This is a genomic window from Rubinisphaera italica, assembly GCF_007859715.1.
GTDB lineage: Bacteria > Planctomycetota > Planctomycetia > Planctomycetales > Planctomycetaceae > Rubinisphaera > Rubinisphaera italica.
The window spans coordinates 193,557-217,515 of the sequence record NZ_SJPG01000001.1 but is presented as its reverse complement, the minus strand read 5'-3'; the positions used below and the strand labels follow the sequence as shown (position 1 = coordinate 217,515).

Genomic DNA, 23,959 nt, shown 5'->3' with positions numbered 1-23,959 from the left:
AGTTCAAAACAGATCCGTCAAAGGCTTTGAGTTTTCCAAGAGATGGTAAGGCCGTTCGAGTTTGTCGTAGGCAATCAGATCGTTAATTCCCATGGCATGATAAACAGTGTGGGCGATATCGGCGGGAGTCACAGGCTTGTCGATGGGGTATTCTCCACGGGCGTCGCTGGCCCCATAGGTCTGCCCGCCCTGTATTCCTCCACCAGCCAGAACATCTGTCAAACAGTGTGTCCAATGGTCGCGACCAGCTCCGATGGTTCCACCTGATCGTGGATCTCCGATTTTAGGTTTTCGGCCCATTTCACTGGTCACCATCACGAGCGTCTCTTCCAGCATCCCTCGATCAGCCAGATCTTCAATCAATGCAGAGTAAGCTTGGTCAAACTCGGGGAGTAGATCTTCCTGCAGGCATTTGAAGTTATTACCATGTGTATCCCAGCTGCCGGCACTCTTGCATTTTTTGGCAAGTTTGCGGCTATCACCTTTCCAGAAGACCGTGATAAACGGAACCTCGGCTTCAGCTAAACGACGGGCAACCAGCAAGCTCATTCCGTTGACCGTTTTGCCGTATCGTTCAATGACTTCTGGCTTCTCTTGAGACAAATCAAATGCGGATGTCGACTGCGATGAGAGCAACAATGATAAGGCTCGCTGTTGATGCTTTCCCAATGCTGTGGTGTTGGCGGTTTCATCGAAGCAACGGCGTGCCGAGTTGACTTGATCGAGCAGCGAAAATCGCGAGGTCATCCGATCAGCCGTAATGCCCCCTTCCAAAACGAGAGCTGGGGCCTGAAATTTGAGCGGCTCTTCATTGCTACCATTGATATACATCGGATCGTGTTCGACTCCGATGCGAGCGGCGAATTGTCCAGGCCGTGTGTAAGGAGCTCGGCTCGGCATATGAGGCAGTGAAATTGCGTTGGGTAAATTAGGATGCTGAGGTCGACGCGATGCAACGACCGAGCCGATATATGGCCAGTCTTCACGTTCTGGCGTTCGATTGTTTCCCTTAATGACAAATGATTGGTCGGGAACATGGCCCGTTAAATTGTGGTAATACCCGGCATGATGATCGTTCGTGTTGACGGTCCCTTTCACCGAATTGACAAAAGCCAGATGGTGAGCCTGCTTGGCCGTTAAAGGAAGATGCTCGGAAAGGAGCACACCGGGCGCAGAAGTTTCGATGGGCCGGAAGGGACCACGATATTCAAGCAGAGCATCTGGCTTCATATCCCACATATCAAGATGCGAGGCTCCGCCGCAGAGGAAGAACAGAATTGTCGATTTCGCTTTGCCAGGCCGTGAATTCGGAGGCGATGCAGGAGTTGCATGAGTTGGGGATCCGAATTTCAATCCAGCGAAACCGAGGCCGGAAGCAACCAGAAATTGACGTCGTTGCATGAACTTTCTCCTCAATCCGAGTCGAATTTCGCAGGTGGGTCGAAATCAAATGCACCGTGATCGGATAGACTCAAAACAATGGGGCAGGGTTATGAGTGCTCTGATAAAGAATTGATCATCGCCTTATGAAAGCCGGATTGCAAGACAAGTCTGACAATTCGAGGTGCTGCAAGATGATGAATACTTACACATTTCAGAAACCACAGCGCGTTCCAAATGAAAACTGAAAAATAATCAAACCCGAGCGGCGGGGCGATTTTCAAGATGCTACAGGAAATCCGGTTTCCAATTGGTACAGGGTTTAGAGCATATTTAAAAGTTCCCTGCAGCGTCCGGCAGGAGCAAACACAGCGTTTTCAGGGCATTTGAGGTCCAAGCGACTGCAGATAACATTTAAAATGGTTTAGAGTCGCAAACTGAGGCGAGGCCGCAGAACAATTGAGCTTTAAATTGGGCGATGCACGATGCGCCAGAAAAGGATCGACGCCATCAGGCCGACCGTCGCGGCCAATGTTAGTACTGCAAAGACATACTGATGTCCGAGTTCACCCGGCCAACGATCCAGCAGGACCCCCATCAATGGCCCCATGAAGACGTCGGGAGTGTATCCGATGACTGAGACGATACCTACCGCGCTACCGGTGTCACCAAACGGCACACGTCCCGCCTCCATCATCGCAAAGTACAGCCCTCGCAAGGCAAACACAGCTGCACTGGTGGCAATCAACGTCGCGAAGAAGAACACAGTCTCGCCTGGACGAAACGCGCCTGCTGCTATCGCTGCACTGCCAATACCGAATACCAACAGACTCAACATCGTCAGTCGGGCAACGCCAAAGCGATCGGCCAGCAAGCCTGCGGCGATCGCCGCGAAAGGTCGAACCCACATCGAAAGCGTGCCGACCTTGGCCGCTTGAACTTCGTCGTAATCCAAGACTTCGTGCGCGTACAAAGAAACATCGTCCAAGCCTTTGTATCCAACGTAAGCGCAAACCACGACGATTGCTTGAAGCCAGACCGTCGGCATTCGCAGTACACGAACAACTCCTCCCGGCTCATACTTGCTCTGCGAGTCGTCGGAGGATTCTTTTGAGCGAGGCAAAGCGAACCATACGAAAATGGCAGCGGCAAATGTGATGCCCGCAAAAAGAAAGATGACCTGTCTGAAGGCGACTGTCCGCTGTTCGAGCGTTGCATTCTGAACTTCGGAGGGCATGAAAAAGGAGAATAGTGCAACCGCGCCGCTGCCAATGGCAGCAGCAACCAGCCCACGTCCTCCATCAAGGATTCCAAACGCGCGGCCCGGAAGTTTGGTACCACCCCACTCGCGCGTGGCTCGAATCAGCGGTGCCCAAAACAACAAGATCGTGGTCACGCCCCAAAATCCGTATAGCACTTGGAGTCCTGCCAACGAGGGGATCGTCGCCAGCGCAAAACCGCCGATCGACGTTGCGACCAGTGCAAATGACATCATCTTCCGAGTCGAAAACCGATCTGCGAGTGGCCCGCCTGGGAAGTACGCCAACATTGCAACCACTCCGTAAACCGAAAAGGCAATCCCCAGCTGGAGATTGGTCACATCAAAGACGTCCAATAATGTCGGTCGGAAAACACGAGGAAGAACAAATGGCAGAAAGAAGACGGCTTCGCCAGCCACAATGAGCGCAAGCATCGCGATCGTTCGACCTGCAGGCGTTAATTCCCGATTGATGTCATGCATGTGCGGCACCGGTAGAAGGCGGGATATTGCCGTGCAAGGGTAGGACGCGGGACAGTACCTGTCAACCACGACGAAATGCTAAATGTCCTCTCGAAAAATGCGCCGTGAGGATTTTCATGCACAATTCTTGACAAGACTGAGATCTCAGTTAGACTTCAGCTGTTTTATTAATACATGAAGTCGAATCAGCGAAATCAAAATCAATAATCTCAATCGCCGATGACCGCATTTGGTGAGAGACCAGACATGCAGCAACTCAGCCCACGTTCTCTACTTAAAGAGAAAGCATATGAACAACTCAAAAGTCAGATTCAGGATTCGACAATTGTTCCGGGAGCATTTCTTTCGGAACGACAGCTTGCCGCGCAGTTGGACATGAGTAAAACGCCGATCAAGGCAGCTCTAGAGCGTCTGGAATCGGAAGGTTTGGTTTCGGTTTCACCGCAGCAGGGGATTATGGTTCGTGAACTTTCAGTCCATGAAATTGCTGACCAGTTCGAGATCCGACTCGCACTGGAATCGTTTGTGCTTCGCAGTGTGACCGGCAAGCTCGCCAATGACGACATCACAAGAATCCGCAAAAATCTTCAGCAGCATCAACTGGCTGCGAAAGAATTCGACCACACTGCTGCGATTAAACTGGATGCGGAATTCCATGGAATCTTCTGCGACTGCTTGGGCAATCAGGAGATTATTCGGGTGATGACCCAGATGCGAGAAAAGATGTATCGGGTGATTGGTCGCGTATTTGAGCGGTATGAGGATCGAATTGAATCAAGCTGGACAGAGCACACTGCCGTCGCAAACGCAGTGATCACGGGTGACGCAGAATTGGCAGTTAATAGACTTCAGGAGCATCTCGAGTATGGCAAACGGGTGTTGCTTTCGCCCCGCAGATAATCGCGGCTTGCGGATTGTTTTTGTTTTTATGATGACGAGTTTTTCCGTCGTAGCAACGAGTGTTGCCGATGAGGCACCGACGTTTTTCCGTGGACTCAATTTAAACGGTCCGGCTGTCTCGATTGATGGAAATGTCTGGGAGGGCCAGGATGCGAAGACATACACCTGCAAAGATAAGTCATTCAACAACCAGGATGTAAAATTACTGCCATCGACAGATGCTGAGCGCGCGAAAATGATTCGTTCCAGCCGCTGGGGTGGAAATCGTGTGGAACTCAATTCGATTCCAACAGGACGTTACACGGTCTTTCTTTATGTCTGGGAAGACAATCGGTCAGAGACCTACACCGTGTTTGTCAACGATGCCGAGGTTGTCCGAAATTACAACAGCGGTCGAGAGGGACACTGGGAAAAACTTGGGCCATGGCATACAGATTCTAAAGAGGGAACGATTGTCATCTCCAGTAAAGGGGGAGCTGCCAATTTCTCGGGCGTCGAAATCTGGAAAGGCGAGCATGATGGTTCAGGCACAAACATCTTGACCAAGGATCAACTCGCGATGTTCGAAAGTCAGATTCGACCGCTGCTGATCAAGCACTGCTATGATTGTCATAGCGAGAAGTCTGAACAGGTCGAAGGACATCTTCTGGTCGATTCGGCCCCCACCTTAAGGAAAGGTGGGTCACTCGGGCCGGCAGTTATTCCCGGAGACCCCGATCACAGCCTGCTGATTGAAGCCGTTCGCTATGAGAACGACAACATGCAGATGCCGCCCGATGAAAAACTTTCGGACATTGAGATCGCCTCACTTGAAGAATGGGTCCGCAGTGGCGCGCCCGATCCCCGCCGCAGTGCGACTACGATTCCTCTTAAAACCATCGACGTGGCGAAAGCGAGAGAGTTCTGGTCGTTTCGTCCGATCAGTCATCCGATCCCACCCAAAAATACTAATTCACAATGGGCAACAACTGAAATCGATCGTTTTATCCTCGCAAGACTCGAACGTCAAAAGTTACGCCCCGTTGCTGTCGCTGACAAACCAATGCTGATACGACGGGCCACATTCGATCTGATTGGATTGCCTCCCTCTCCAGCTGAAATCGATGCGTTTGTTAACGACCCTTCTCCTCGGGCATTTGAGAATGTTGTCGAACGATTATTGTCTTCGCCACAATATGGGGAGCGATGGGGACGGCACTGGATGGACCTGGTGCGATACGCCGACACTGCGGGCGAAAATTCTGACTATCCCATCCCGCAGGCTTATCGATATCGCAATTACATTATCGATGCCTTCAATAACGATAAACCGTACGATGAATTTCTGCGGGAGCAAATCGCAGGCGACTTGTTACCAGCCAGCACCGACGACGAACGCAACGAACATATTATTGCGACAGGTTATATCGCCAGTTCGCGGCGATTCGGCTCAGTGATTAAAGACTACCCGCAACACTTAACGATCGAAGATACCATTGACAATATGGCACGCGTCGTTTTGGGGCTGACGATTTCCTGTTCCCGATGCCACGATCACAAGTTCGATCCGATTTTGCAGACCGACTATTACGGTCTGTATGGTATCTTCAACAGCACAAAGTATGCGTTCCCGGGGATTGAACTCGATAAAAAACCACGGGGCTTCATCCCGCTGTTCAAAGAGGGATCGCCCGGTCCAGAACTCGCTTACGCTGTGACCGATGGTCAAGTTGGTGACGCAGCGCTGCAGATTCGTGGAGAACCGAAGCAGCCAGGCGAACTGATTCCGCGAAAGTTCCCAGACCTGCTCGGCGGCCAACGGCTAACCGACAAAGAAGCGAAACAAAGCGGTCGCTTGCAGTTAGCCGAGTGGCTGACCGATCCACAGAATCCACTCACCGCTCGAGTCATGGTCAACCGCATCTGGCAGTATCATTTTGGCAAAGGGCTGGTGGGAACCCCTAGCGACTTTGGCATTCGCGGGCTTTCTCCCACCCATCCTGAATTACTCGACTGGCTCGCGACGCAATTTATTGAAAGCGGTTGGTCGGTCAAGCACATGCACAGACAGATCATGAATTCTCGCGTGTATCAACTCACCAGTACCACAGGAGACGCCGAGGATCAGAATAATATTCAACAAGCGATCGACGTTGATCCCGATAATGAATTGTGCTGGCGTTATAATCGGCAACGTCTGGATGCAGAGTCGCTACGTGACACGCTGCTGCTGCTCAGTACCGAACTGGATGCAACACGTATGGAGGAACCCCACCCATTTCCTCCTGTCGAAAAATGGGGATACACGCAGCATCATCCATTCCGAGACAGTTACGAAAGTAATCGTCGAAGCGTGTATTTGATGACGACGCGGTTGAATGCCCGCCCCTATTTTACTGCATTTGACGGACCAGACCGAAACGCATCGTCCGCTGTGAGAGACAATTCCGTCACCACAGTTCAGTCACTGTATCTGCTCAATAATGAGTTCGTACATAGTCGAGCCGAAAAGTTTGCTACGAGGTTACTGGCAGAATGTGACAACGACGACCAGAGAATCGACCTCGCGTTCTTGTTGACTTTCGGTCGCCCAGCGACAACAGATGACAAAACTAACACCCTGTCGTTTCAGAAAACATTAAGTGATGAAATTGGTGCCGATAAGAACAAGTCGCCAGATGAGATCAAGCATCAATGCTGGACCAGTTTCGCTCTTGCCCTATTTCGCACAAACGAATTTTTGTACGTGGATTAACAATGCACAACTTCATGACACGCCGCAACGCCATTCGCTCTATGGTTGGGAGTTCGATTCTGCTTCCCGGAATTCTGTCCGAATTACTGGCCGAAGAGACTAAGTCTTCATTGACAGAGGGGCCACTCACGCCCAAGGCTCCACACTTTACTGCCAAAGCGAAGCGGGTCATCTTTCTGTTTGCCACTGGTGGGGTTTCTCATATTGATTCCTTCGACCCGAAACCTTCGGCGAATGGTCGCGATGGCAGCGGAAAAGACAAATTGATGGGCAGTGTCTTCCCTTACAGTCCCAACAAAAAATGTGGGACAGAAGTGAGCGATCTGTTTCCACAACTGCGGGAACAGATGGAAGATATCTGCGTGATTCGTTCGATGAAATCCGCACATTTCGACCATACTGAAGCAGCCGTGGGAATGCATACCGGTTCGCCGACATTTGCTCGACCAAGCATGGGGTCCTGGCTCAGTTACGGACTGGGGACGATCAACCAGAATCTCCCATCGTTCATTGTCGTCGCCCCTCACCTGCCCTATGGCGGAACACAGGTTTATGCCAGCGATTTTCTACCTGCTTATCATCAGGGAACCAGGGTTATTCCCGGTAAGCACCCCATCGAAAACCTCGCTCCACTGACAACGCGGCAAGACATTCAGCAACTGGAACTCGGGCTGACTGAAGCCTTCAATCGAGGGCACCTGAAGTTGCGACAGGACGACACTCAACTGGCTGCGAGAATCAAATCTTTTGAAACAGCTTTTCAAATGCAAACCGCAGGTCCAGAAGCGTTCGATGTGAACACTGAGGACGACAAAACTCTGGAAGCCTATGCACTAAAACGAGGCGAGAACACGGGCTTCGGTTGGCAGTGTCTGGTGGCTCGCAGACTGGCAGAGAGAGGTGTTCGATTCATCGAACTGATCGATACCGGCTCTCGCCCCAACTGGGATTCACACGGGGAAATGAAGGAACACGTTCCGCTGGCCAAAGCAGTCGACCAGCCAATCGCTGCGCTGATCAAAGATCTCAAGCAACGTAGCATGCTCGATGAAACGCTGATCGTGTGGGCAACAGAGTTTGGACGCACACCAACCAAAGAAGGTAAGAACGGTCGCGGTCATCATGGCAACTGTTTTTCAATCTGGCTGGCAGGAGGGGGAATCAAAGGAGGAATCGTGCATGGTGAAACGGATGAAATTGGGAAAGAGATTGTCAGCGACAAGGTCGATGTTCACGACCTGCACGCCACAATTCTCCACCTGATGGGAATCGATCACACCAAACTGACTTACCGCCACGCCGGCCGCGACTTCCGTCTGACCGACGTTCATGGCAACGTCATCAAAAACGTGATTGCCTGAACCAATCCACTTCGTCACGTTTTCATGCAACAAACAACGGCATTGCCGCATGATCAATTATCGTCAATCACGGGATGGACATCTTTTCTTTTTTACGGTCGTGACACACAAGCGTCGTCAAATTCTCACGACTTATATGGGAAGAGAATTTTTCAGAAGTGCCATCAAAAAGTTCGAGTCCAGTATCCATTCGATCTAAACCCTATTCCGAATGGGAACCGGATTTCCATAGATGATAAACAGATCAAAGATTGGGTTAGCGAATCGTGTCACTCGAACGAATACAAATTGAATGAAAAACAAGACGAGTTCTGCAAGTTGCCATAACCTTTTTGGCTGTTTTCTAATGGAGTGCAGTTTAAATCGGCAGAACGAGTTTAGGAACTATTAAAACCACAGAGGACACGGAGATATCATCTCATAGATCGCTGATACAATATTCGAAAGTTTGAGTCTTTCTGGATCTCTCCTGCAAAACAATCTCTGTGTTCTCTGTGCCTCTGTGGTGTAAAAAATCCAAAGTCAGTTTGTAGATGAATTCTGATTTCTCCGGTTTTCAAATGAAACGTGGTTTAACTGCAATAGTTCTACTTCCAGATCATCTTTGACACAATCTGGGAATTGCCAAGGGGAGATCAAGATTACTCCTTGCGATGACGACGCATCAAATCTCTTATTACGAAAAACTGAATGGCTGCCGGAGGGGTGTCCGCGACTGTTTCCCGCAGCCGCATTCAGAGGGGCGAACGAGGTGTCTGGCAGCGGCAATTCTACCGGCATACAATTCATGATGTAGTGGACTTGAAGAGAGGCGTGGATTATCTCCATGTCAAACCCCTCAAACACGGTTTCGTGAAGCGTGCTTCCGAAGGGGCCTGGTCCTCATTTCATAGAGATATCAAACTCGGAGAATATGCACCCAATTGGGGCAGCCAGATCGAATGGTATGAAGTCGAGTTCAAAAACTTCGAGTGAAAGATGCGTCACGACGCACCCTGCGAAACTCTTATTTTATTGAATGTCCTACTTCCGATCTATTTTTCTCTCATGAAAATAAACCGCCAAAACGCCAAGTGAAACAAGTCGTAATTTCAGTTAATGAAATTGGACCACGAAGACACAAAGGCACCAAGAGTTGTATAACAATATTGCCTCAAACTCATCTGGCTGTTTTGTGATTGATTTTCATGAACCCTAAATCTCTTTGTGCCTTAGTGGTGAATTCAACCTGATTCACTCAAATCCATTTTCATTTCTGTTGATCTCTTGTTTCACTTGGCGTCTTGGCGGTTCATGAATCAAAATGTAAACGGGTTGAGGAGAAATCCTCACTGGGCTCGCTATGGTAAAAACATCTGGTAACTCATCCCGCAATTCTGGAATTATCTCCCAGCTGTCGTTTTGCAAAGCTCCAGTTATTAATAGAAAACACCTGGCAGGAAATTTCCTTGCCAGGTGTTAATTTTGTTTGAACTTGAACTGAAGCAGGGTTTAGACCATTTTCAAATGGTCTCTGCAGTCGCATGGGCACCAAATGTCCTAAATCGCTGTGTTTGCTCCTGCCGAACGCTGCAGGTATTTTTGAATATGCTTTAGCTCCAGTCAACAACAGTATCCTCGCCGGAAAGCGTTTCTTCTCCAGCACCACAGGTTCCACGCATCGTGACGCGATTGACTATGGTTTCGACTCCCAAAGCACATTTCAAATAATCGCTCAGGTCAAAATCAGAATCATCTGTCCTCAAAATTCCTTCGAGACAGATCGCATCGTTGGGCAGGCGACGTACAACCAGATTTTCAAATTCCATACCGGATTTACTGTTGAGGTGACTTGCCAGTTCTTTTTCGACAGAGTGAGCTGCATGATGCATATCGATCGAGCGAGACTTTTTCACCTCTCCGATCGAAGACCATTCATTAAAATAACCAGATTCTTCCGTTTTCATTGCGGAATTCCTTCGCCGCTAAGGGGCCTAAAGAGGACTCTTTCATAAGCAAGTGAACATGTATTGTAATGAGTAATTGCAGATCGCCTAGACGTAAATGGCTTCCTTTCCTCAATTTTTTTTGAATTGAGACTGTCAGAAGCTTGCTCGAAAATTTCCGCTGAAAGTACTTGTTCATCGATGAGCGTTTCGAGATGAGTACGCCAGCATCCAGCGAATTTCTCACCAACTGAATAAATGTCGGGTAAAGTATTCTCAACCCGAAATAACTGACCGAATCGTTGCAATCCCTACCCCTCGTTTAATTCGCCCTACGTATGAAATCTCGTATGGGAAAGTGAGACAAACCACATGAATGACCGAAAAATGGCGATAACAGAGAGTAGAGAAAGGATGGGATGTCATTGCCGATTGGATAAAGCGGGCAACCCTGGTCTCGGAAATACAATCTCAACTCGATAAAGTCGCGTACCCCTGCAACGCGACAGGAGGACCATACCGTGGCGAACCAAAATTTTCACTTCAAGCACAACGCACACATTTCCCCAAAACCAAATCCGAATCGTAAGATTTCAAAAACCTGGTCCATGCTGACAGCTGGCTTGGTGTTTGGACTGTTCGGTATGTATCTGACCGTCACTAAGCCAATGACAGAGCGGATGCATACTCTGGAGTCGGAAATTGCAATGATGCAGTCTGAAATGCACATGCTGGTTGGGACTCGGGATGATTTGTGGAAAACCAACGATCTACTCACAGGCCTGCGTCAGCAACAGCGGCAGATGTCTGAAGTTCAGCAGTCACTCGCCTCAATTCGTAAAATGCGAGATGACGTTCTGGCCTTGAGTTCCGGTCAGGATGTGGCCATGAATACTCTCGACAACCTCGCTTCCATGCAGACAGTTTTGAAGACACAGTCGGAATCGATTGCCCAGTCTCAGGATTCCCTGGCTCACATGGTATCTATGAATGAGCATGTTGTTCGTTTAGGCAAGTCGGCTAATATAACTCGTCAGGATCTGCTGGCAGCCGATCAAGTGATGGCAGATGTTCAACATGTGACCGAGCGGATGTCAAAGCAAGCAGAAGGCATGAATGAAGCCAGCATGGTCTTAACAGCCATGGATGACTTGACGAATAAAATTGTTGCCAAGAAGTCAAATCTGGAAGAATCTAATGAGATACTGACTAAAATTGACGGATTGCACGCTCAAATCATCAAACAGCAGGAAGCAATTCCTGAAGCTGAGCAGAGTCTGGCTCGCATGGCTGCCCTGGAAGCCAAACTGCTGGAGCAAAATCAGGAAGACCTGACCAAAGCGTCTGTCAATCTACAGGAAATGATGACTTTCCAAAAAGACCTGGCAACCGACAATACTCGAATCACTTCTGCCATTCAGACAGTAGAACTCCTTGAAGATTTCCAACTCGAACTCGAACATCAGGCTGCTCTGTTATCAAACATGCGAAGCGAGCTTCAGGAAATCACAATACTCAAATCGACTGTTGAAGACACTCTGGCTGTCTTGAAACCGCTGATTCAACTGAGTGACTTGCGACGCCTGAGCGATGTCGAAGTTCGCGATGCCGCCCGCGTGATTCTGGATCGTCGGATCGCCGACGGCCGATCACACAAATCCAGCCGAATCGCAGAACATCAGATTCACTCACCCGTCATGGGACCGATCAATCACGAAGGCTCTGAAACTCTCAAAGTTCCAGTTCCGACTGATCTTGAGTAGAGTATTCCAAGTAGAGTTAACAAGAAAAGCCGTCTGAGAATTCAGGCGGCTTTTCTTAGTTTTCACATGAGTCCACTCATCGAATGCACTCCGATCTCCTCGCGTGAAATCAGCGGTTCGGCATAAGTGGAATGGATGGCCCAGCCCCAGTAGCGGGCGCGGTCGCGGATGTCGTCCAAGACGGTTGGGAAATTCTGGTCTCGTCCCGTTTTGATTTGCGATTCATAGCAGGCAATCGCCTGCATTTTTTGTTCGAGGTGCTCGCTGATATCCACGACAACACTCGGCTTAGGATGAATCCGCAAATGGACGCTGAAATAGTAGAGCATCTTTGGTGGCCAGTAGGCTTTGCCTTCCAGGTCGGAACGGGAAAGTTTTGCCCAGAAGCGGGCATCGTCGCAGAGTTGGCTGGCGCGGACATGATCGGGATGAGCATCTTCGGACCAGGGAGCCAGAATCATTTTCGGTCGGGTTGTGCGAAAGACATTCGTCAACGCTCGCCGATCGCTGAGCGTGGCTTCGAGTTTCCGATTTGGCAAATTTAAATTTTCCCGCCATTGAACTCCAAGCGTTTTGGTGGCTGCCGCGGTTTCCTGAAGACGTCCTGCATCCGTTCCATGAGGAGTTGGTTCTCCTGACGTTAAGTCGAGAATTCCGACCTGCAGCCCTTCGGAAATGGCTTTGAGGATAATTCCCCCAACACTGATTTCCGCATCATCCGGATGTGTCGCGACAACGAGAAGATCTAACATAAGGGGTTTCAATATGTAGTCTAGTAGGGTGCGTCTTGACGCACCGGAATGGATATGCGAATGCAGAACAATCGTATCCTGTAAAAAGATGGTATAACGAACTCTCAATATCAAACGGTAATATGAGTCGAGCATGGTGCGTCAGGACGCACCCTACATTTCTATTTCCCGACTGGGCGATCAGCCAACGGGGTATTGCCGAGTATGCGGTGGATTATTGTTAATTGGCCGGTGTGAATCGGTTCATGCCAGGCGGCCATTTGAAAGACCATGCCCACATTCGGCATGAAGGGGGGAGCTCCTTCGGGAGTCGGTTGCTCCAAATCCTCTTCACTGCAGTTGTCGAGAATTCGTAGGAAATTCTGCCGACGATCCCGCATCAATTCGCGGACTTCTTTCACGCTGGGATAAGCCGAGAGTTCTTCCTGCGGTTGCGAAAATTTTCCAAATAGATCCTTCAAATGATCCAGGTCAATCGCCGAGGGTGGGTCAAGCATGATCGCAAAACGGTTATCCGTTAATGCCAGATGTCCGGCAATCCACATGGCGTGGTTGGCATTTGGAGTGGGGCGAAGTACCCAGTCGTTCGGTTCCTGAATCTCATCCAGAAGTTTATTCGTCACGCGGCGAGCATGTTCGAGCCCGAAACGAAGTCTTTCCTTGAGCGTCATTATCTACCTTTTAATTCTTGTTTAATATATTTAATTGCGACTTGAGATCAGCTTTTGATTCTCAACGATTAAACGTCACTTCACGTCCGCGATGTTCGGTATTCACAGTCTTGCCATCAAACACAACTTCGCCATTGCACCACGTTTTGACGGGCCAGCCGGTCAGTTCGGTGCCGTGCCAGGGCGACCAGCCGCTTTTCGTTAACTGATATTCGTTAAGGATTGTCTTTTTCAAATTCAGATCGACAAGTACGACATCAGCATCGTACCCCTCCCAAAGTGCACCCTTGTTGGCAATGTTCCAGACGCGAGCAGGATTGATCGTCATCGCGTTTATGATATTTTCCAGCCGAATCATGTTTCGATTCACCGCATCGAGCATTAATGCCAGTGAATTTTCGACGGCTGGTAAACCTGATGGCGATTTCGGATAAGGCTGTTTCTTCTCTTCTAATGTGTGAGGCGCGTGATCGGTCGCGATGACGGTAATTGTCCATTCATTCAATGCTCGCCACAATCGCTTGATATCCTTCTTCGTTTTCACGGAAGGATTCATTTGAATCAGCGAACCGAGTCGTTCGTAATCGTCGATACTGAAATAGAGATGATGTGGGCAGGCTTCCGCGGTGATGATGCAGTCGTTCATCGATTCAAGACTTGCATAATACGAGTACAGCATGTCACATTCTTCAGCGGTTGAAACATGGAGTACGTGAAATCGATGATTGTATTTGATCGCCAGATCCATCGCCCGTCTTGTTGAGATGATTGCGGCTTCATGGTTGCGAATCAGCGAATGATCGGCAAAAGATTTCCCGCCAGCCAGTTTGACCGCATTCGCCCGCACGGTCGCTTCATCCTCGCAATGGGCACAAATTGGCAACGTAGTTTCCGCAAAAATCTGCTTGAGAGCTTCCTGATCATCGACCAGTAAATTCCCAGTGCTCGAACCAATAAAGATTTTGATTCCGGGTGTGCGCTCAGCCTTTTTTAGTTCCTCGATATTGTCGGTCGTTGCTCCAATATAAAATCCGTAATTAACGATCGACTTCCCGGCTGCCAGATCCAGTTTATCGTGCAGAGCCTGAACCGTTGTGGTTGTCGGATTCGTATTAGGCATTTCCAGAAAAGTTGTAATGCCCCCAGCTGCACAGGCCCGCGACCCAGTGTGCAGGTCTTCTTTATGGGTCAGTCCCGGGTCGCGGAAGTGGACCTGATCGTCAATGATACCAGGGATGAGATGCAAACCCGTGGCATCGACCACTTCATCTGCAGAAGAGGTATCGGCAGGATCGATTTCAATTTTCCCATTCCGCAGCAGGACATCGAGCTGGTCTAGATGGTCGGGAAATACGCAGATTGCATTATTAATGAGGGTAGTCGTCATGATGTCACCGTTTGCCCAAATGAGGAGGAGCAAGAGATTTCTGAACTGGTTGGGGATCTCCTTTCAGTTTACCGAATATTTCTCCGAATCAACAGAAGGAAATGAAACAAGCTGCGTCGATCGACAGATCAACGCAGCCTAAATCAGCGTTTGCAATATTGGACATACGTGAAGTTACTGAAAATCTTGTAGGACAGGAACTGCCTGAGCGACACCAGTTGCCACAAACTCCTAATTCCGCACGATATCATCGAGCCCTTCACTTGATGAGTAATGAGGCAAGAACCTGAGCATAGATACGATGACCGAAATCGTTGGGGTGATTGACCCCGTTGCCAGTCAAATCCGCATCTTTTTTCCACTTAAGAAGTTGGTTCCAGACACTTGTCATATCGGCCAACGCAATCCCCGGCTCACACAACGCTGCGAGTTCGTTGCGGTATAAAGGAAAGATTTCGTGATGAAGTCGAGTCCAATCTCGATTTCCCAGCATGGTTGCAATCAAAATGAATTCGGTTTGTGGTAGCACATCGCGAGTGGCCTTAATCATCTTGGCAGTGTTTTGACCGTACTCTTCAGCGGAACGACCAGCCGAATCATTCATTCCAAAGGCGAGGATGACCAGATCGGGTTTGTGCTCAGTCACCTTTTCAATCATTGTCAGCCCCCATGGAGTCGACTTTCCACCTACCGAAAGATTCGTCAGCTTAACTTTTGCCTGATAATGATGTTGTAAATGCTGGACGAGCAGATCCTGATACGGCGGTTGATAAGGAGCACCACCTCCCCAACCTGAGGCATTGCATCCCGTGGAGATGCTATCTCCCAGCAGGACTATGGAAATTTCCTGTTGATCCTGTAATTTCTGCAGTGTAATCGGCAGAACGCTGGCATCGTATTCCGGCATCATGAGAGGCCAAGTAGAATTGGCTTTTTTATAGGTCACGGATGTTTGCATTTGATGATAATCTAATCCGCTACCAAATAGAATTTCTCCGTTGCCATCACGATGCGTCAACTGGTGTCTTTGCGAATTCGCGGGGCGTCGCAGGTCTGAAGCGACTGATGTGACAATCTCAGACCCTGCCGGAATAATCAGTTCACGGGTTCCGACATCATATTGATAATCGATACCTTCCTGATAAATTTTGTCCCCCGCAGAACTACGTACCGAGATAACTTCCTCGATGGGAAACAAGACCTTTCCTCGCGCCGGCTCCTCAGGTTTACTTTTTAGAAAAAGAACGGATTCCTGTTCGACGAGATCTCCTCGCCAGAATGGTTTGAGGAGTTCAGGAGAATAAGTCCATTTTTGAGGGACCTCTAATTGTTCCTGTGCTGGTAAAGTTTTTGCGATTAAAATGCAGGAGGCAACGACGAGGAGAGTTCGCATGGAGTAAGAGTTCATCGATAACATGGCAATCTATTTCTGTGAATCGTTATCAGGAAAAGCCCTCACAGAGATCATTTGCCAGGACTTTAATCAGCTTGTGAGTCACGATAATCAGTGACGTAGAGAGTATCAAGCATTCACTTCGACAGAATTGCATGTGTTTATTACACGTTTGTGAGTCGTTGTGAGTCAATGAATAGGAACGACCCGTCGAACATCTCCTGTCTGACGAAATGTGCCTTCAATGTTGAATGTTGTTGGGCGCTTACTAATCAACAACGGATCCCATGAATGAGTTTCCAGGGTGGATCATTGAAACGTGTTGATGGGTGGGAGAACAACACGAACGATTATTAAAGCATCCAAAAATTGCACACGGTCATTTTTAACAGGAATCACATACAAAACCTGATTCCATTCAGGTGGCTTTGTGTGGCGGGCGTTCTGTGATAGCGGAAGCCCCCAGGAAGTTCTAGAATTTGAGGGCTTCTCATAGAGAGTGCCCCCGTCATCTTACGCGCGAAACAGAATTCAGTCGTCTTTTGCGTCGAGTCCCTGGAGTCGATCCCGGACATCGCGATAGTCGTAATCAACAGCGAGGATTTCGCCGTAATGATCCTCGGCGGATTTCTTATCCCCTTCTTTTTCCAAAATCCTTCCGAGCAGATAATGCACTTCCTTGAAACGATCGGGTTTATCTTCGTAGGAAATTAAAGGGACTACTTTAAGGAATTGCTTTTTCGCGAGTGTCGGTTTGTTGTCTTTCAGAAAACAGTTTCCTAAAGAAACCAGGGCGTCGACTTCGAGCCGTGGGTCGAGGCTGGCTTGCTGATAGAGTGGAATGGCATCGGACCAGCGGTTGAGTCGTTTATAACGGCGGGCCAATTCATATTTCAGGCGTTTATCCTGAGGATATCGCAATGTCCGCTCCGCCATGATTTCAATTTCCCGGTCGAGCAGTTTACGGGCAAATCGGGAATGTGCTTTTTTTGCATCTTCGTTGTCGGGATCTTTGCGAGCAGCATCCTTGAGGTTATCCAGCTCTTTATTTTTCTGTTTCAGCTCGAGATCTTCGACCAGCTCATGGATTGCCCGGTCTCCCTTAGAAAGTTCCAGAGCTTTCTCCAAGGCTTCATAAGCTTTGTCAAATTGATCCTTGGTTTCGTAATGGTGGGCCAGTTTCTGATGAAGCTCAACACTTTTGGGGTCTTTGCGAATTTGATGCAATAAATCCTGTTCCGGATCCTGTCCGGGAGCATCGGCTTCGCCTCGCTTTGGTTTAGTCCCCAATCGAGAACTGATTTCCGCATCTGTCATGACGTCGCGAGTTGTTTCCGCTTCGTCAAAGTTGCCTTGTTTAATCGTTTGCTCAAATTGAGCAGCAGTCATCATTTGACGAGCATGACCATCGGTCGGATCGAGCTTATGAACCTTATTCCAAATTCCAGCCGCTTCATTGAATTGTCGGTCCTCCATAAGGAGGTGACCAAATTCACGCAGGAGCTTGACATTATCCGGCTCTCCCATTGGGCCTGTAGCGGTCCGATAGGCAAAGATCGCAACTGTATTATATCCCCGTTCCAGACAGGCTTCACCAGCACTGGCATTGAAACCAGCGTCCCAGGGATTCAGCTTGAGGGCTTCTTCAGCGATGCGATCGACTTCATCCCATTCTTTTTTCGAGCGGGCACGCGAGAGTTTTTGCCGGAGGCTGACCAGTTTGGGCTTCGACATCATGCCAGCCCCCTTGCCGTTGTTCTTGTATTTTTTGAACTCGGCGGCTCTCAGGGATTGTCGATAGGCCAGATTATCGGGAACAAGTACAGCAGCCTTATGGAACATATCGGTGGCGTAGTCGTAATCTTCGCTGTTAACAGCTTTCGTACCACGCTGCCAGCATTGCTTGGCAATATCCTCGGCTCCACTCATCGGTGACTCTTTCCTATTGGGACGGGGCTCAAATGATCTGAGTACATTATCCTCGAAATTAACAGCCGTTACGAGTCTCTTGTAGGTAACCCCCATAAAATTTACCACATCAAATGAGTTTTGCCCCAGATACTCGTCCGAAATTCTGAATGGTCATCCAGTGTCAGATAGACAAATTCGGCAGAAAAGAACCGGGGAACGCTGGCTCGAGAGATTCTGCGGCAATTTGTCACGCGATCTTCTCTGTTGCGGCGGTTCCATTTTTCGATGAAGTGACTATGATCCCGAAAAGGTCTTAGTTGATGTTCTCAATCTGTGTTTAGCAGGTTTCTTGTTTCTTCGATTGGTTTTTCTAAATTGCATGATGCAATTATCCTGGAAGCTGAAAACCGCTGCTTAGCCTGGTGAATTATGAGTCGATTTCATTTTCCTGCGTGGATCAACCCACTCTTGCCTGCCGTTGCCGGCTTCATGGGTATCGGCGTGCTTTATTATACAGGGCTGTTTGCTTACGGCGTGCATCCCTTAACTTCTGATGTCGGCTATCGTCCAGAGCAGCCCGTTCCGTTCAGTCATGCTCTGCATGCCGGGCAGCTGAAAATGGATTGCCGGTATTGTCACAATACTGTTGAATTTGCTGCCAAGGCTGCGATTCCTCCAGTCGCGACCTGTTTGAATTGTCATCAGGGTGTCGATAAGGACGGTCAGTCGCTTACGGTTGCAATTCATGTGAAAAGCAAAAAGCTTGCCCCTGTTCGTGAAGCTGCCGTCACTGGTGATTCCGTCTTGTGGCGTAAGGTTCACGATCTGCCTGATTATGCTTATTTCAATCACAGCGCCCATGTTACGCGTGGGGTGAGTTGTGTTTCCTGTCACGGCAGGGTTGATCGAATGGATGTGGTTGAGCAGAAGGCGACGTTGTCGATGGGGTTCTGCTTGACGTGTCACCGCAATCCTGAGCCAAGTTTAAGGCCCGTGGATGAAGTGACGAATCTCGCCTGGGAGCCCGGTCCAGGGCAGGAAGATATTGGTGCCGAGATTGCTGTCAGTTTGAATATTCATCCAAAAGAGAATTGTTCGACCTGCCACCGATAGGTCTGGCTGGTGGCTGGTTTTAAGGGTTTTGGCAGGTCGCTGGTTTGATTCAGCGTAAGTTAATTTAAAGTTACTGACTCAACTGCAACGAATTTCGCAGAATAAGAAAAAAACGATCCATGGCGAAATATTGGCGAAGTCTGGAAGAATACTACGAGCAGCCCTCGTTTCGGGAATATCTGGAGCGGGAGTTTCCCGTTGCGGCCTCTATTTTGCCAGAAGGTGTTTCCCGCCGTCGCTGGTTGCAGGTGATGGGGGCTTCGCTCACGATGGCAGGTGCGGCTGGTTGCCATTGGGAAGACGAAAAAGTTGCTGAGTACGTCCAGCGTCCCGTGAATCGAGCGCCTGGTGTTCCTGTGAAATATGCAACTTTGCTGGAGCGATCCGGTGTTGCCTATGGAGTTCTGGCGACTTCTTATGATGGTCGACCGATCAAGATTGATGTAAATCGCGAACATCCTCAGGGGTTTGTGGGGACGGATGGTTTTATTCAGGGAAGTGTGCTTCAGCTTTACGATCCCGATCGAATCGCTCGCGAGCCCGCAACTGGCAAGCACAATAATCTGTATGATCCCCGTCAGGATGCTGTTCTGCGGGAACAAGCATCTTCCGGTCGAAAGGCTCGGACCTGGGAGCAGTTTGAGGCTTTTGCAAAAACTTGGCTCAAGGGTGCTCAGGCGAGCGGCGGAGCAGGCGTATTTGTGCTCAGTGATGCTAATTCATCCCCATCGGCGGAGCGCCTCAAGGGTGAGTTTCAGCAGTTGTTGCCGACTTCAGAGTGGGTGGAATATGTTCCTTCTTCCCGTGATAACGAGTTGCTCGGGGCAGAACTCGCGCTGGGGAGTCGATTACGGCTTCGTTATGATATTTCCAAGGCTGATGTGATTGTTGGTCTGGATTCCGATTTGCTTGATTTTCACCCTGATGCATTGCGTCATATGAGTGAGTGGGCGAATCGCAGGGTGCCTGAAGATGGTGAAATGAACCGGACTTATGCAGTGGAGAGTTGTTATTCCACGCTGGGGCAATCGGCAGATCACCGCTTCCCGCTGGCCTCTTCTCAGATTGGGGCATTTGTCGCTGAGCTGAAGGATGCATTGCAGAGTTCAATGAATGGGGCACCTCAGTCCTCGACAGAGGCCGAGGCAGATCCTAAGCGTGCCGTACTGGATGCGATTGTCGATGATCTTGTCAGCCACAAAGGGCGATCAATTCTCACTGCCGGTCCTGGTCAGCCTGCTGAGGTGCACGCGGCTTGTTTGCAGTTGAATGCACTTTTAGGGAATCTTGGGGAGACAATTACCGCGATTGCTGCTCCCGGGGCTGATCGTCTGTCGCATGCTCAAGGTTTGCAGGGTCTCGTAGAGGCTTTAAAGGCTGGGAGTGTCAAAACATTGATCGTGCTGGGTGGAAACCCGGTTTATAATGTTCCAGCAGAGTTGGGGCTTGGCGAGCTGATTGCCAAGGTTCCCGTCTCGATGCGGTTGGGGCAATACGATGACGAGACCGCTGAGAAGTGTCAGTGGTATTTGCCGGAAGCTCATGATCTCGAAGCTTGGGGTGATGGGCGAAGCTGGGATGGAACAGTCGGGATTCGCCAGCCTCTGATCACACCATTTCACAAGGGAGTGAGCGAAGCTGAGTTACTGGCCCTGCTTATGCAGCAGGAGGTTCGTAGCGGACAGGATATTGTTCGCCAGACGATAAGCACTCTAAAATCGGGCATGACTCAGCGAGACTGGGACCGATATGTTCACGATGGCTTTGTTGGTGAGACTGCATTGACGGCAATTGCCAGTCCGCAGGTCTCCGCTCAGTTAGATTCCACGCTTGCTGACTGGTTTGAGTCAGTCAGCTCTGCCTCTTCAGAAAACAGCGCACCTGAAGCCGAAGTGGTTTATCTGCTGGACGATACAATTTACGATGGCCGTTACGGTAACAATGCCTGGCTGCAGGAAACACCTGGGGCCTTAACGAAGTTGACTTGGGATAATGTGGCGACGATCGGCCCGAAAACTGCCAAGAAACTTGGAGTTAAAGATGGCGATCTGATTTCTATCTCCCGTGGCGATCATACGATCACGATTCCTGTATTTCAGTTGCCTGGCATGGCAGAAAATACTTACGGAGTGAATCTGGGTTACGGTCGAACGTTAGCTGGCCATGTTGGTGGTTGTGAGTTGGATGGTGTTGAGCCTGTCGGTGTGAGTGCCTGGAAGTTGATGTCTTCAGCTGCCACTGGCTTTGATTCCTCAGTATCGGTTTCAGCAGCTGGCGGAGACTTCCTGCTGGCGACCACTCAGTCCCATTGGGCCATTGATGTTGCCGGGATGAATGAGATTGGAAAGAGGGTAGGGGCCCTGGTTCGTGAAGGAACCATAACGGAATTTGAAGAGCATCCCGATTTCGTCGAACATCGCACGCATATGCCAGAGCGTATTGAATCGCTATGGAAGGCACGGGAGTGGACGGGAGAGTATCAATGGGGGATGTCAATTGATCTGGCGCGTTGCATCGGTTGTAATGCCTGCACAGTTGCCTGTCAGTCTGAAAATAATATTCCCGTCGTTGGGAAAGATCAGGTTTCTCGCGGACGCGAAATGCATTGGATTCGCATCGACCGTTACTTTGTCGGCGATCCCGATCAGCCAGAAAATATGGGCGTTTCGACTCAACCAGTGACGTGTCAGCAGTGTGAAAATGCACCGTGCGAGCAGGTCTGCCCAGTCGCCGCAACTGTTCACAGTGAAGAGGGCTTGAATGATATGGCGTACAACCGCTGTATCGGAACCCGCTATTGTGCGAACAACTGTCCTTACAAAGTGCGTCGCTTCAATTATTACAGTAATGCCATTCCGATGATGAAGCCGGAGCGGGAGCTGGTTCAGTTAACGATGAATCCTGAAGTGACGATTCGCAGTCGTGGTGTGATGGAGAAGTGTACTTACTGTGTCCAGCGAATTCAGAACACGAAAATCACGGCGAAAAACAACCGTCGGCGAGTGAAAGATGGCGAAATTGAATCCGCCTGTCAGGAAGCCTGCCCGACCAATGCGATTATCTTCGGGGATCTCAAAGATTCAGAGAGTCAAGTCTCGAAGAATCAGGCGAATCCACGATCATACGCCTTGCTCGGTGAGTTGAATGTGAGGCCAAGAACTCAGTATCTGGGACGTGTTCGAAATCCTCATCCCTCACTGGCAGGTCATTATTATCTGCAACCGGGTAGTAGTCATGGGCACGATGATGCACATGGCGAGCACGATGATGCACACGGTGGCGATGCACACGGGGAAGAGCATCACGAGCATGGTGCCCATCCTGGGGAAGAGCACACCACTAGCCATGGTGACGCAGGGCATAGCAAGCCGGTTGAAACCTCGACCGCACCTGCATCCACTTCTGAGTAGTTAATTTTTTTTGCGACTGATGTTGAAGACAATTTTCTCGTAACGCGTTGAGTTTGAATATGGCCTCCATTTCGATCGATCCTTGCGACAATACGCTGGAAACCCCTGGTCAACGGGCTGCCCTGGTGACTGGGAGTAACACGTATCAAAGTGTGACAGATAAGGTCTGTCTCCTGGCAGAAAAGCCGCGGATCCCTCCAATGTATTTTGTGGCATTGGGGATTTCAGTCACCTGGCTGATAATCCTGAAGTTCTGCATCATTTATCTGCTCACGACTGGTGTCGGAGTCTGGGGGAACATGTCTCCGGTGTTCTGGGGCTGGCCGATTGTGAACTTTGTGTTCTGGGTTGGTATTGGTCATGCGGGAACGTTGATTTCAGCAATTTTGTTCCTGTTTCGACAGAACTGGCGAACGGGAATTAACCGAGCAGCAGAAGCGATGACAATTTTTGCTGTCGTTTGTGCGGGATTGTTTCCGGGGATTCACATTGGTCGTGTCTGGTTTGCGTACTGGTTGTTTCCGCTTCCGAACACCATGTTACTTTGGCCACAGTTTCGAAGTCCTCTGTTATGGGACGTTTTTGCCGTCTCAACATATGCGACCGTCTCGTTGCTCTTCTGGTACATGGGAATGATTCCCGATCTGGCAACTTTCCGGGATCGTGCGACCAGTAGAGTTCGGCAAATTTTCTACGGCGTGTTGTCGCTGGGTTGGACTGGTTCGGCTCGTAACTGGAGTCGCTATGAAAAGGCCTATCTACTGCTGGCTGCACTGGCAACACCACTGGTGTTGAGTGTTCATACTATCGTGAGTTTCGACTTTGCCGTTTCTCAGTTGCCTGGCTGGCACACAACGATTTTCCCTCCGTATTTCGTCGCTGGTGCGGTTTTCAGTGGGTTTGCCATGGTGGCCACTCTGCTGGTTCCTGCCCGTGTTCTTTGCGGACTTGAAGAGATTATTACCATCCGCCACCTGGAGAACATGTGCAAGATCATGCTCGCAACCGGGACGATTGTCGGCTATGCCTACGCGATGGAATTCTTTATTGCCTGGTATGGCGGTAATCCTTACGAGCAGTTTGCCTTTGTGAACCGAGCTTTCGGGCCTTACTGGTGGGCCTACTGGACGATGGTCTCCTGCAATGTTATCAGTCCGCAATTCTTCTGGATCAAATGGTGTCGGACAACACCCTGGTTCATGGTGATTATCTGTATCTTTATCAATATCGGGATGTGGTTTGAGCGATTTGTGATTACGGTCACTTCACTTAGCCGCGACTTTCTGCCGTCGAGCTGGGGATATTTCAAGCCGACAATGATTGACGTCCTGATGCTGATCGGAAGTTTTGGGTTGTTCTTCACTCTGTTCCTGCTCTTCTGTCGGTTCTTACCGGTGGTCGCGATGGCGGAAGTGAAATCTGTAATGCCCCCCCATTCCGATGATTACCCGGAACAGGTTTACGATCAGGTTCATTGAGAAAATTTGAGTTGATCTGAAAACAGAGTAACAGATTTTG

General features: G+C 49.5%; 16 protein-coding genes. 8 read left to right on the top strand and 8 right to left on the bottom strand.

The features are described from left to right. Positions 1-3 precede the first annotated feature (3 nt). Together Pan54_RS00875 and Pan54_RS00870 are read right to left on the bottom strand one after the other, a co-directional pair. The gene (locus Pan54_RS00875; RefSeq protein WP_146501613.1) at positions 4-1,401 is read right to left on the bottom strand and encodes a DUF1501 domain-containing protein; all 1,398 of its coding nucleotides are present in this window, start codon (positions 1,399-1,401) and stop codon (positions 4-6) included. A gap of 445 nt (positions 1,402-1,846) precedes the next feature. Next, entirely contained in the window at positions 1,847-3,121 is a 1,275-nt protein-coding gene (locus Pan54_RS00870; protein WP_146501612.1) for an MFS transporter, read from the bottom strand. Between the two features lie 246 nt (positions 3,122-3,367). Between Pan54_RS00870 and Pan54_RS00865 the strand changes: the two genes are divergently transcribed. From Pan54_RS00865 to Pan54_RS00845, 4 genes are all read left to right on the top strand, one after another. Then, on the top strand, positions 3,368-4,021 hold the full coding sequence (locus Pan54_RS00865; protein WP_165441504.1) for a GntR family transcriptional regulator: 654 nt from the start codon (positions 3,368-3,370) through the stop codon (positions 4,019-4,021). After that, positions 3,987-6,755 (top strand): PSD1 and planctomycete cytochrome C domain-containing protein, encoded by a 2,769-nt coding sequence (locus Pan54_RS00860; protein ID WP_207310009.1) that lies wholly within the window; start codon positions 3,987-3,989, stop codon positions 6,753-6,755. The genes Pan54_RS00865 and Pan54_RS00860 overlap by 35 nt, the downstream gene beginning before the upstream one ends. Positions 6,756-6,769: 14 nt before the next feature. Continuing rightward, complete coding sequence (locus Pan54_RS00855) at positions 6,770-8,116, top strand: DUF1501 domain-containing protein (protein WP_242631180.1); 1,347 nt, start codon at positions 6,770-6,772, stop codon at positions 8,114-8,116. A gap of 690 nt (positions 8,117-8,806) precedes the next feature. After that, positions 8,807-9,091: a hypothetical protein gene (locus Pan54_RS00845; RefSeq protein ID WP_146501609.1), complete on the top strand. Its 285-nt coding sequence runs from the start codon at positions 8,807-8,809 to the stop codon at positions 9,089-9,091. Positions 9,092-9,708: 617 nt separating this feature from the next. On the opposite strand, the gene Pan54_RS00840 is transcribed toward Pan54_RS00845, so the two are convergent. Then, on the bottom strand, positions 9,709-10,062 hold the full coding sequence (locus Pan54_RS00840) for a hypothetical protein (protein WP_146501608.1): 354 nt from the start codon (positions 10,060-10,062) through the stop codon (positions 9,709-9,711). 500 nt (positions 10,063-10,562) lie between these two features. Between Pan54_RS00840 and Pan54_RS00835 the strand changes: the two genes are divergently transcribed. Further along, complete coding sequence (locus Pan54_RS00835) at positions 10,563-11,804, top strand: hypothetical protein (RefSeq protein WP_146501607.1); 1,242 nt, start codon at positions 10,563-10,565, stop codon at positions 11,802-11,804. Positions 11,805-11,866: 62 nt separating this feature from the next. Here the strand turns inward: Pan54_RS00835 and bshB1 are convergent, their stop codons facing one another. From bshB1 to Pan54_RS00810, 5 genes are all read right to left on the bottom strand, one after another. After that, positions 11,867-12,556 (bottom strand): bacillithiol biosynthesis deacetylase BshB1, encoded by a 690-nt coding sequence (bshB1, locus tag Pan54_RS00830; protein WP_146501606.1) that lies wholly within the window; start codon positions 12,554-12,556, stop codon positions 11,867-11,869. A gap of 161 nt (positions 12,557-12,717) precedes the next feature. Beyond that, on the bottom strand, positions 12,718-13,227 hold the full coding sequence (locus Pan54_RS00825) for a DinB family protein (protein WP_146501605.1): 510 nt from the start codon (positions 13,225-13,227) through the stop codon (positions 12,718-12,720). A gap of 61 nt (positions 13,228-13,288) precedes the next feature. After that, on the bottom strand, positions 13,289-14,614 hold the full coding sequence (locus Pan54_RS00820; RefSeq protein WP_146501604.1) for a dihydroorotase: 1,326 nt from the start codon (positions 14,612-14,614) through the stop codon (positions 13,289-13,291). Between the two features lie 259 nt (positions 14,615-14,873). Next, positions 14,874-16,007, bottom strand: a complete 1,134-nt coding sequence (locus Pan54_RS00815; protein ID WP_165441503.1) for an SGNH/GDSL hydrolase family protein — start codon at positions 16,005-16,007, stop codon at positions 14,874-14,876. A 531-nt stretch (positions 16,008-16,538) separates the two neighbouring features. Beyond that, entirely contained in the window at positions 16,539-17,936 is a 1,398-nt protein-coding gene (locus Pan54_RS00810; RefSeq protein WP_165441502.1) for a tetratricopeptide repeat protein, read from the bottom strand. 411 nt (positions 17,937-18,347) lie between these two features. Here Pan54_RS00810 and Pan54_RS00805 point away from each other — a divergent pair, with 411 nt between their 5' ends. From Pan54_RS00805 to nrfD, 3 genes are all read left to right on the top strand, one after another. Further along, positions 18,348-19,031 (top strand): cytochrome c3 family protein, encoded by a 684-nt coding sequence (locus tag Pan54_RS00805; RefSeq protein ID WP_146501601.1) that lies wholly within the window; start codon positions 18,348-18,350, stop codon positions 19,029-19,031. A 119-nt stretch (positions 19,032-19,150) separates the two neighbouring features. Beyond that, on the top strand, positions 19,151-22,441 hold the full coding sequence (locus Pan54_RS00800) for a TAT-variant-translocated molybdopterin oxidoreductase (RefSeq protein ID WP_146501600.1): 3,291 nt from the start codon (positions 19,151-19,153) through the stop codon (positions 22,439-22,441). A gap of 59 nt (positions 22,442-22,500) precedes the next feature. Beyond that, the gene (gene nrfD, locus Pan54_RS00795; RefSeq protein ID WP_146501599.1) at positions 22,501-23,919 is read left to right on the top strand and encodes an NrfD/PsrC family molybdoenzyme membrane anchor subunit; all 1,419 of its coding nucleotides are present in this window, start codon (positions 22,501-22,503) and stop codon (positions 23,917-23,919) included. Positions 23,920-23,959: the final 40 nt, after the last annotated feature.

What these genes read in the sequence shown, in the direction of transcription:
- Pan54_RS00875 (WP_146501613.1), bottom strand. Translation starts at nt 1,401, where the DNA reads ATGCAACGACGTCAATTTCTGGTTGCTTCCGGCCTCGGTTTCGCTGGA.
- Pan54_RS00870 (WP_146501612.1), bottom strand. Translation starts at nt 3,121, where the DNA reads ATGCATGACATCAATCGGGAATTAACGCCTGCAGGTCGAACGATCGCG.
- Pan54_RS00865 (WP_165441504.1), top strand. Translation starts at nt 3,368, where the DNA reads ATGCAGCAACTCAGCCCACGTTCTCTACTTAAAGAGAAAGCATATGAA.
- Pan54_RS00860 (WP_207310009.1), top strand. Translation starts at nt 3,987, where the DNA reads ATGGCAAACGGGTGTTGCTTTCGCCCCGCAGATAATCGCGGCTTGCGG.
- Pan54_RS00855 (WP_242631180.1), top strand. Translation starts at nt 6,770, where the DNA reads ATGACACGCCGCAACGCCATTCGCTCTATGGTTGGGAGTTCGATTCTG.
- Pan54_RS00845 (WP_146501609.1), top strand. Translation starts at nt 8,807, where the DNA reads ATGGCTGCCGGAGGGGTGTCCGCGACTGTTTCCCGCAGCCGCATTCAG.
- Pan54_RS00840 (WP_146501608.1), bottom strand. Translation starts at nt 10,062, where the DNA reads ATGAAAACGGAAGAATCTGGTTATTTTAATGAATGGTCTTCGATCGGA.
- bshB1 (WP_146501606.1), bottom strand. Translation starts at nt 12,556, where the DNA reads ATGTTAGATCTTCTCGTTGTCGCGACACATCCGGATGATGCGGAAATC.
- Pan54_RS00825 (WP_146501605.1), bottom strand. Translation starts at nt 13,227, where the DNA reads ATGACGCTCAAGGAAAGACTTCGTTTCGGGCTCGAACATGCTCGCCGC.
- Pan54_RS00820 (WP_146501604.1), bottom strand. Translation starts at nt 14,614, where the DNA reads ATGACGACTACCCTCATTAATAATGCAATCTGCGTATTTCCCGACCAT.
- Pan54_RS00815 (WP_165441503.1), bottom strand. Translation starts at nt 16,007, where the DNA reads ATGCGAACTCTCCTCGTCGTTGCCTCCTGCATTTTAATCGCAAAAACT.
- Pan54_RS00810 (WP_165441502.1), bottom strand. Translation starts at nt 17,936, where the DNA reads ATGAGTGGAGCCGAGGATATTGCCAAGCAATGCTGGCAGCGTGGTACG.
- Pan54_RS00805 (WP_146501601.1), top strand. Translation starts at nt 18,348, where the DNA reads ATGAGTCGATTTCATTTTCCTGCGTGGATCAACCCACTCTTGCCTGCC.
- Pan54_RS00800 (WP_146501600.1), top strand. Translation starts at nt 19,151, where the DNA reads ATGGCGAAATATTGGCGAAGTCTGGAAGAATACTACGAGCAGCCCTCG.
- nrfD (WP_146501599.1), top strand. Translation starts at nt 22,501, where the DNA reads ATGGCCTCCATTTCGATCGATCCTTGCGACAATACGCTGGAAACCCCT.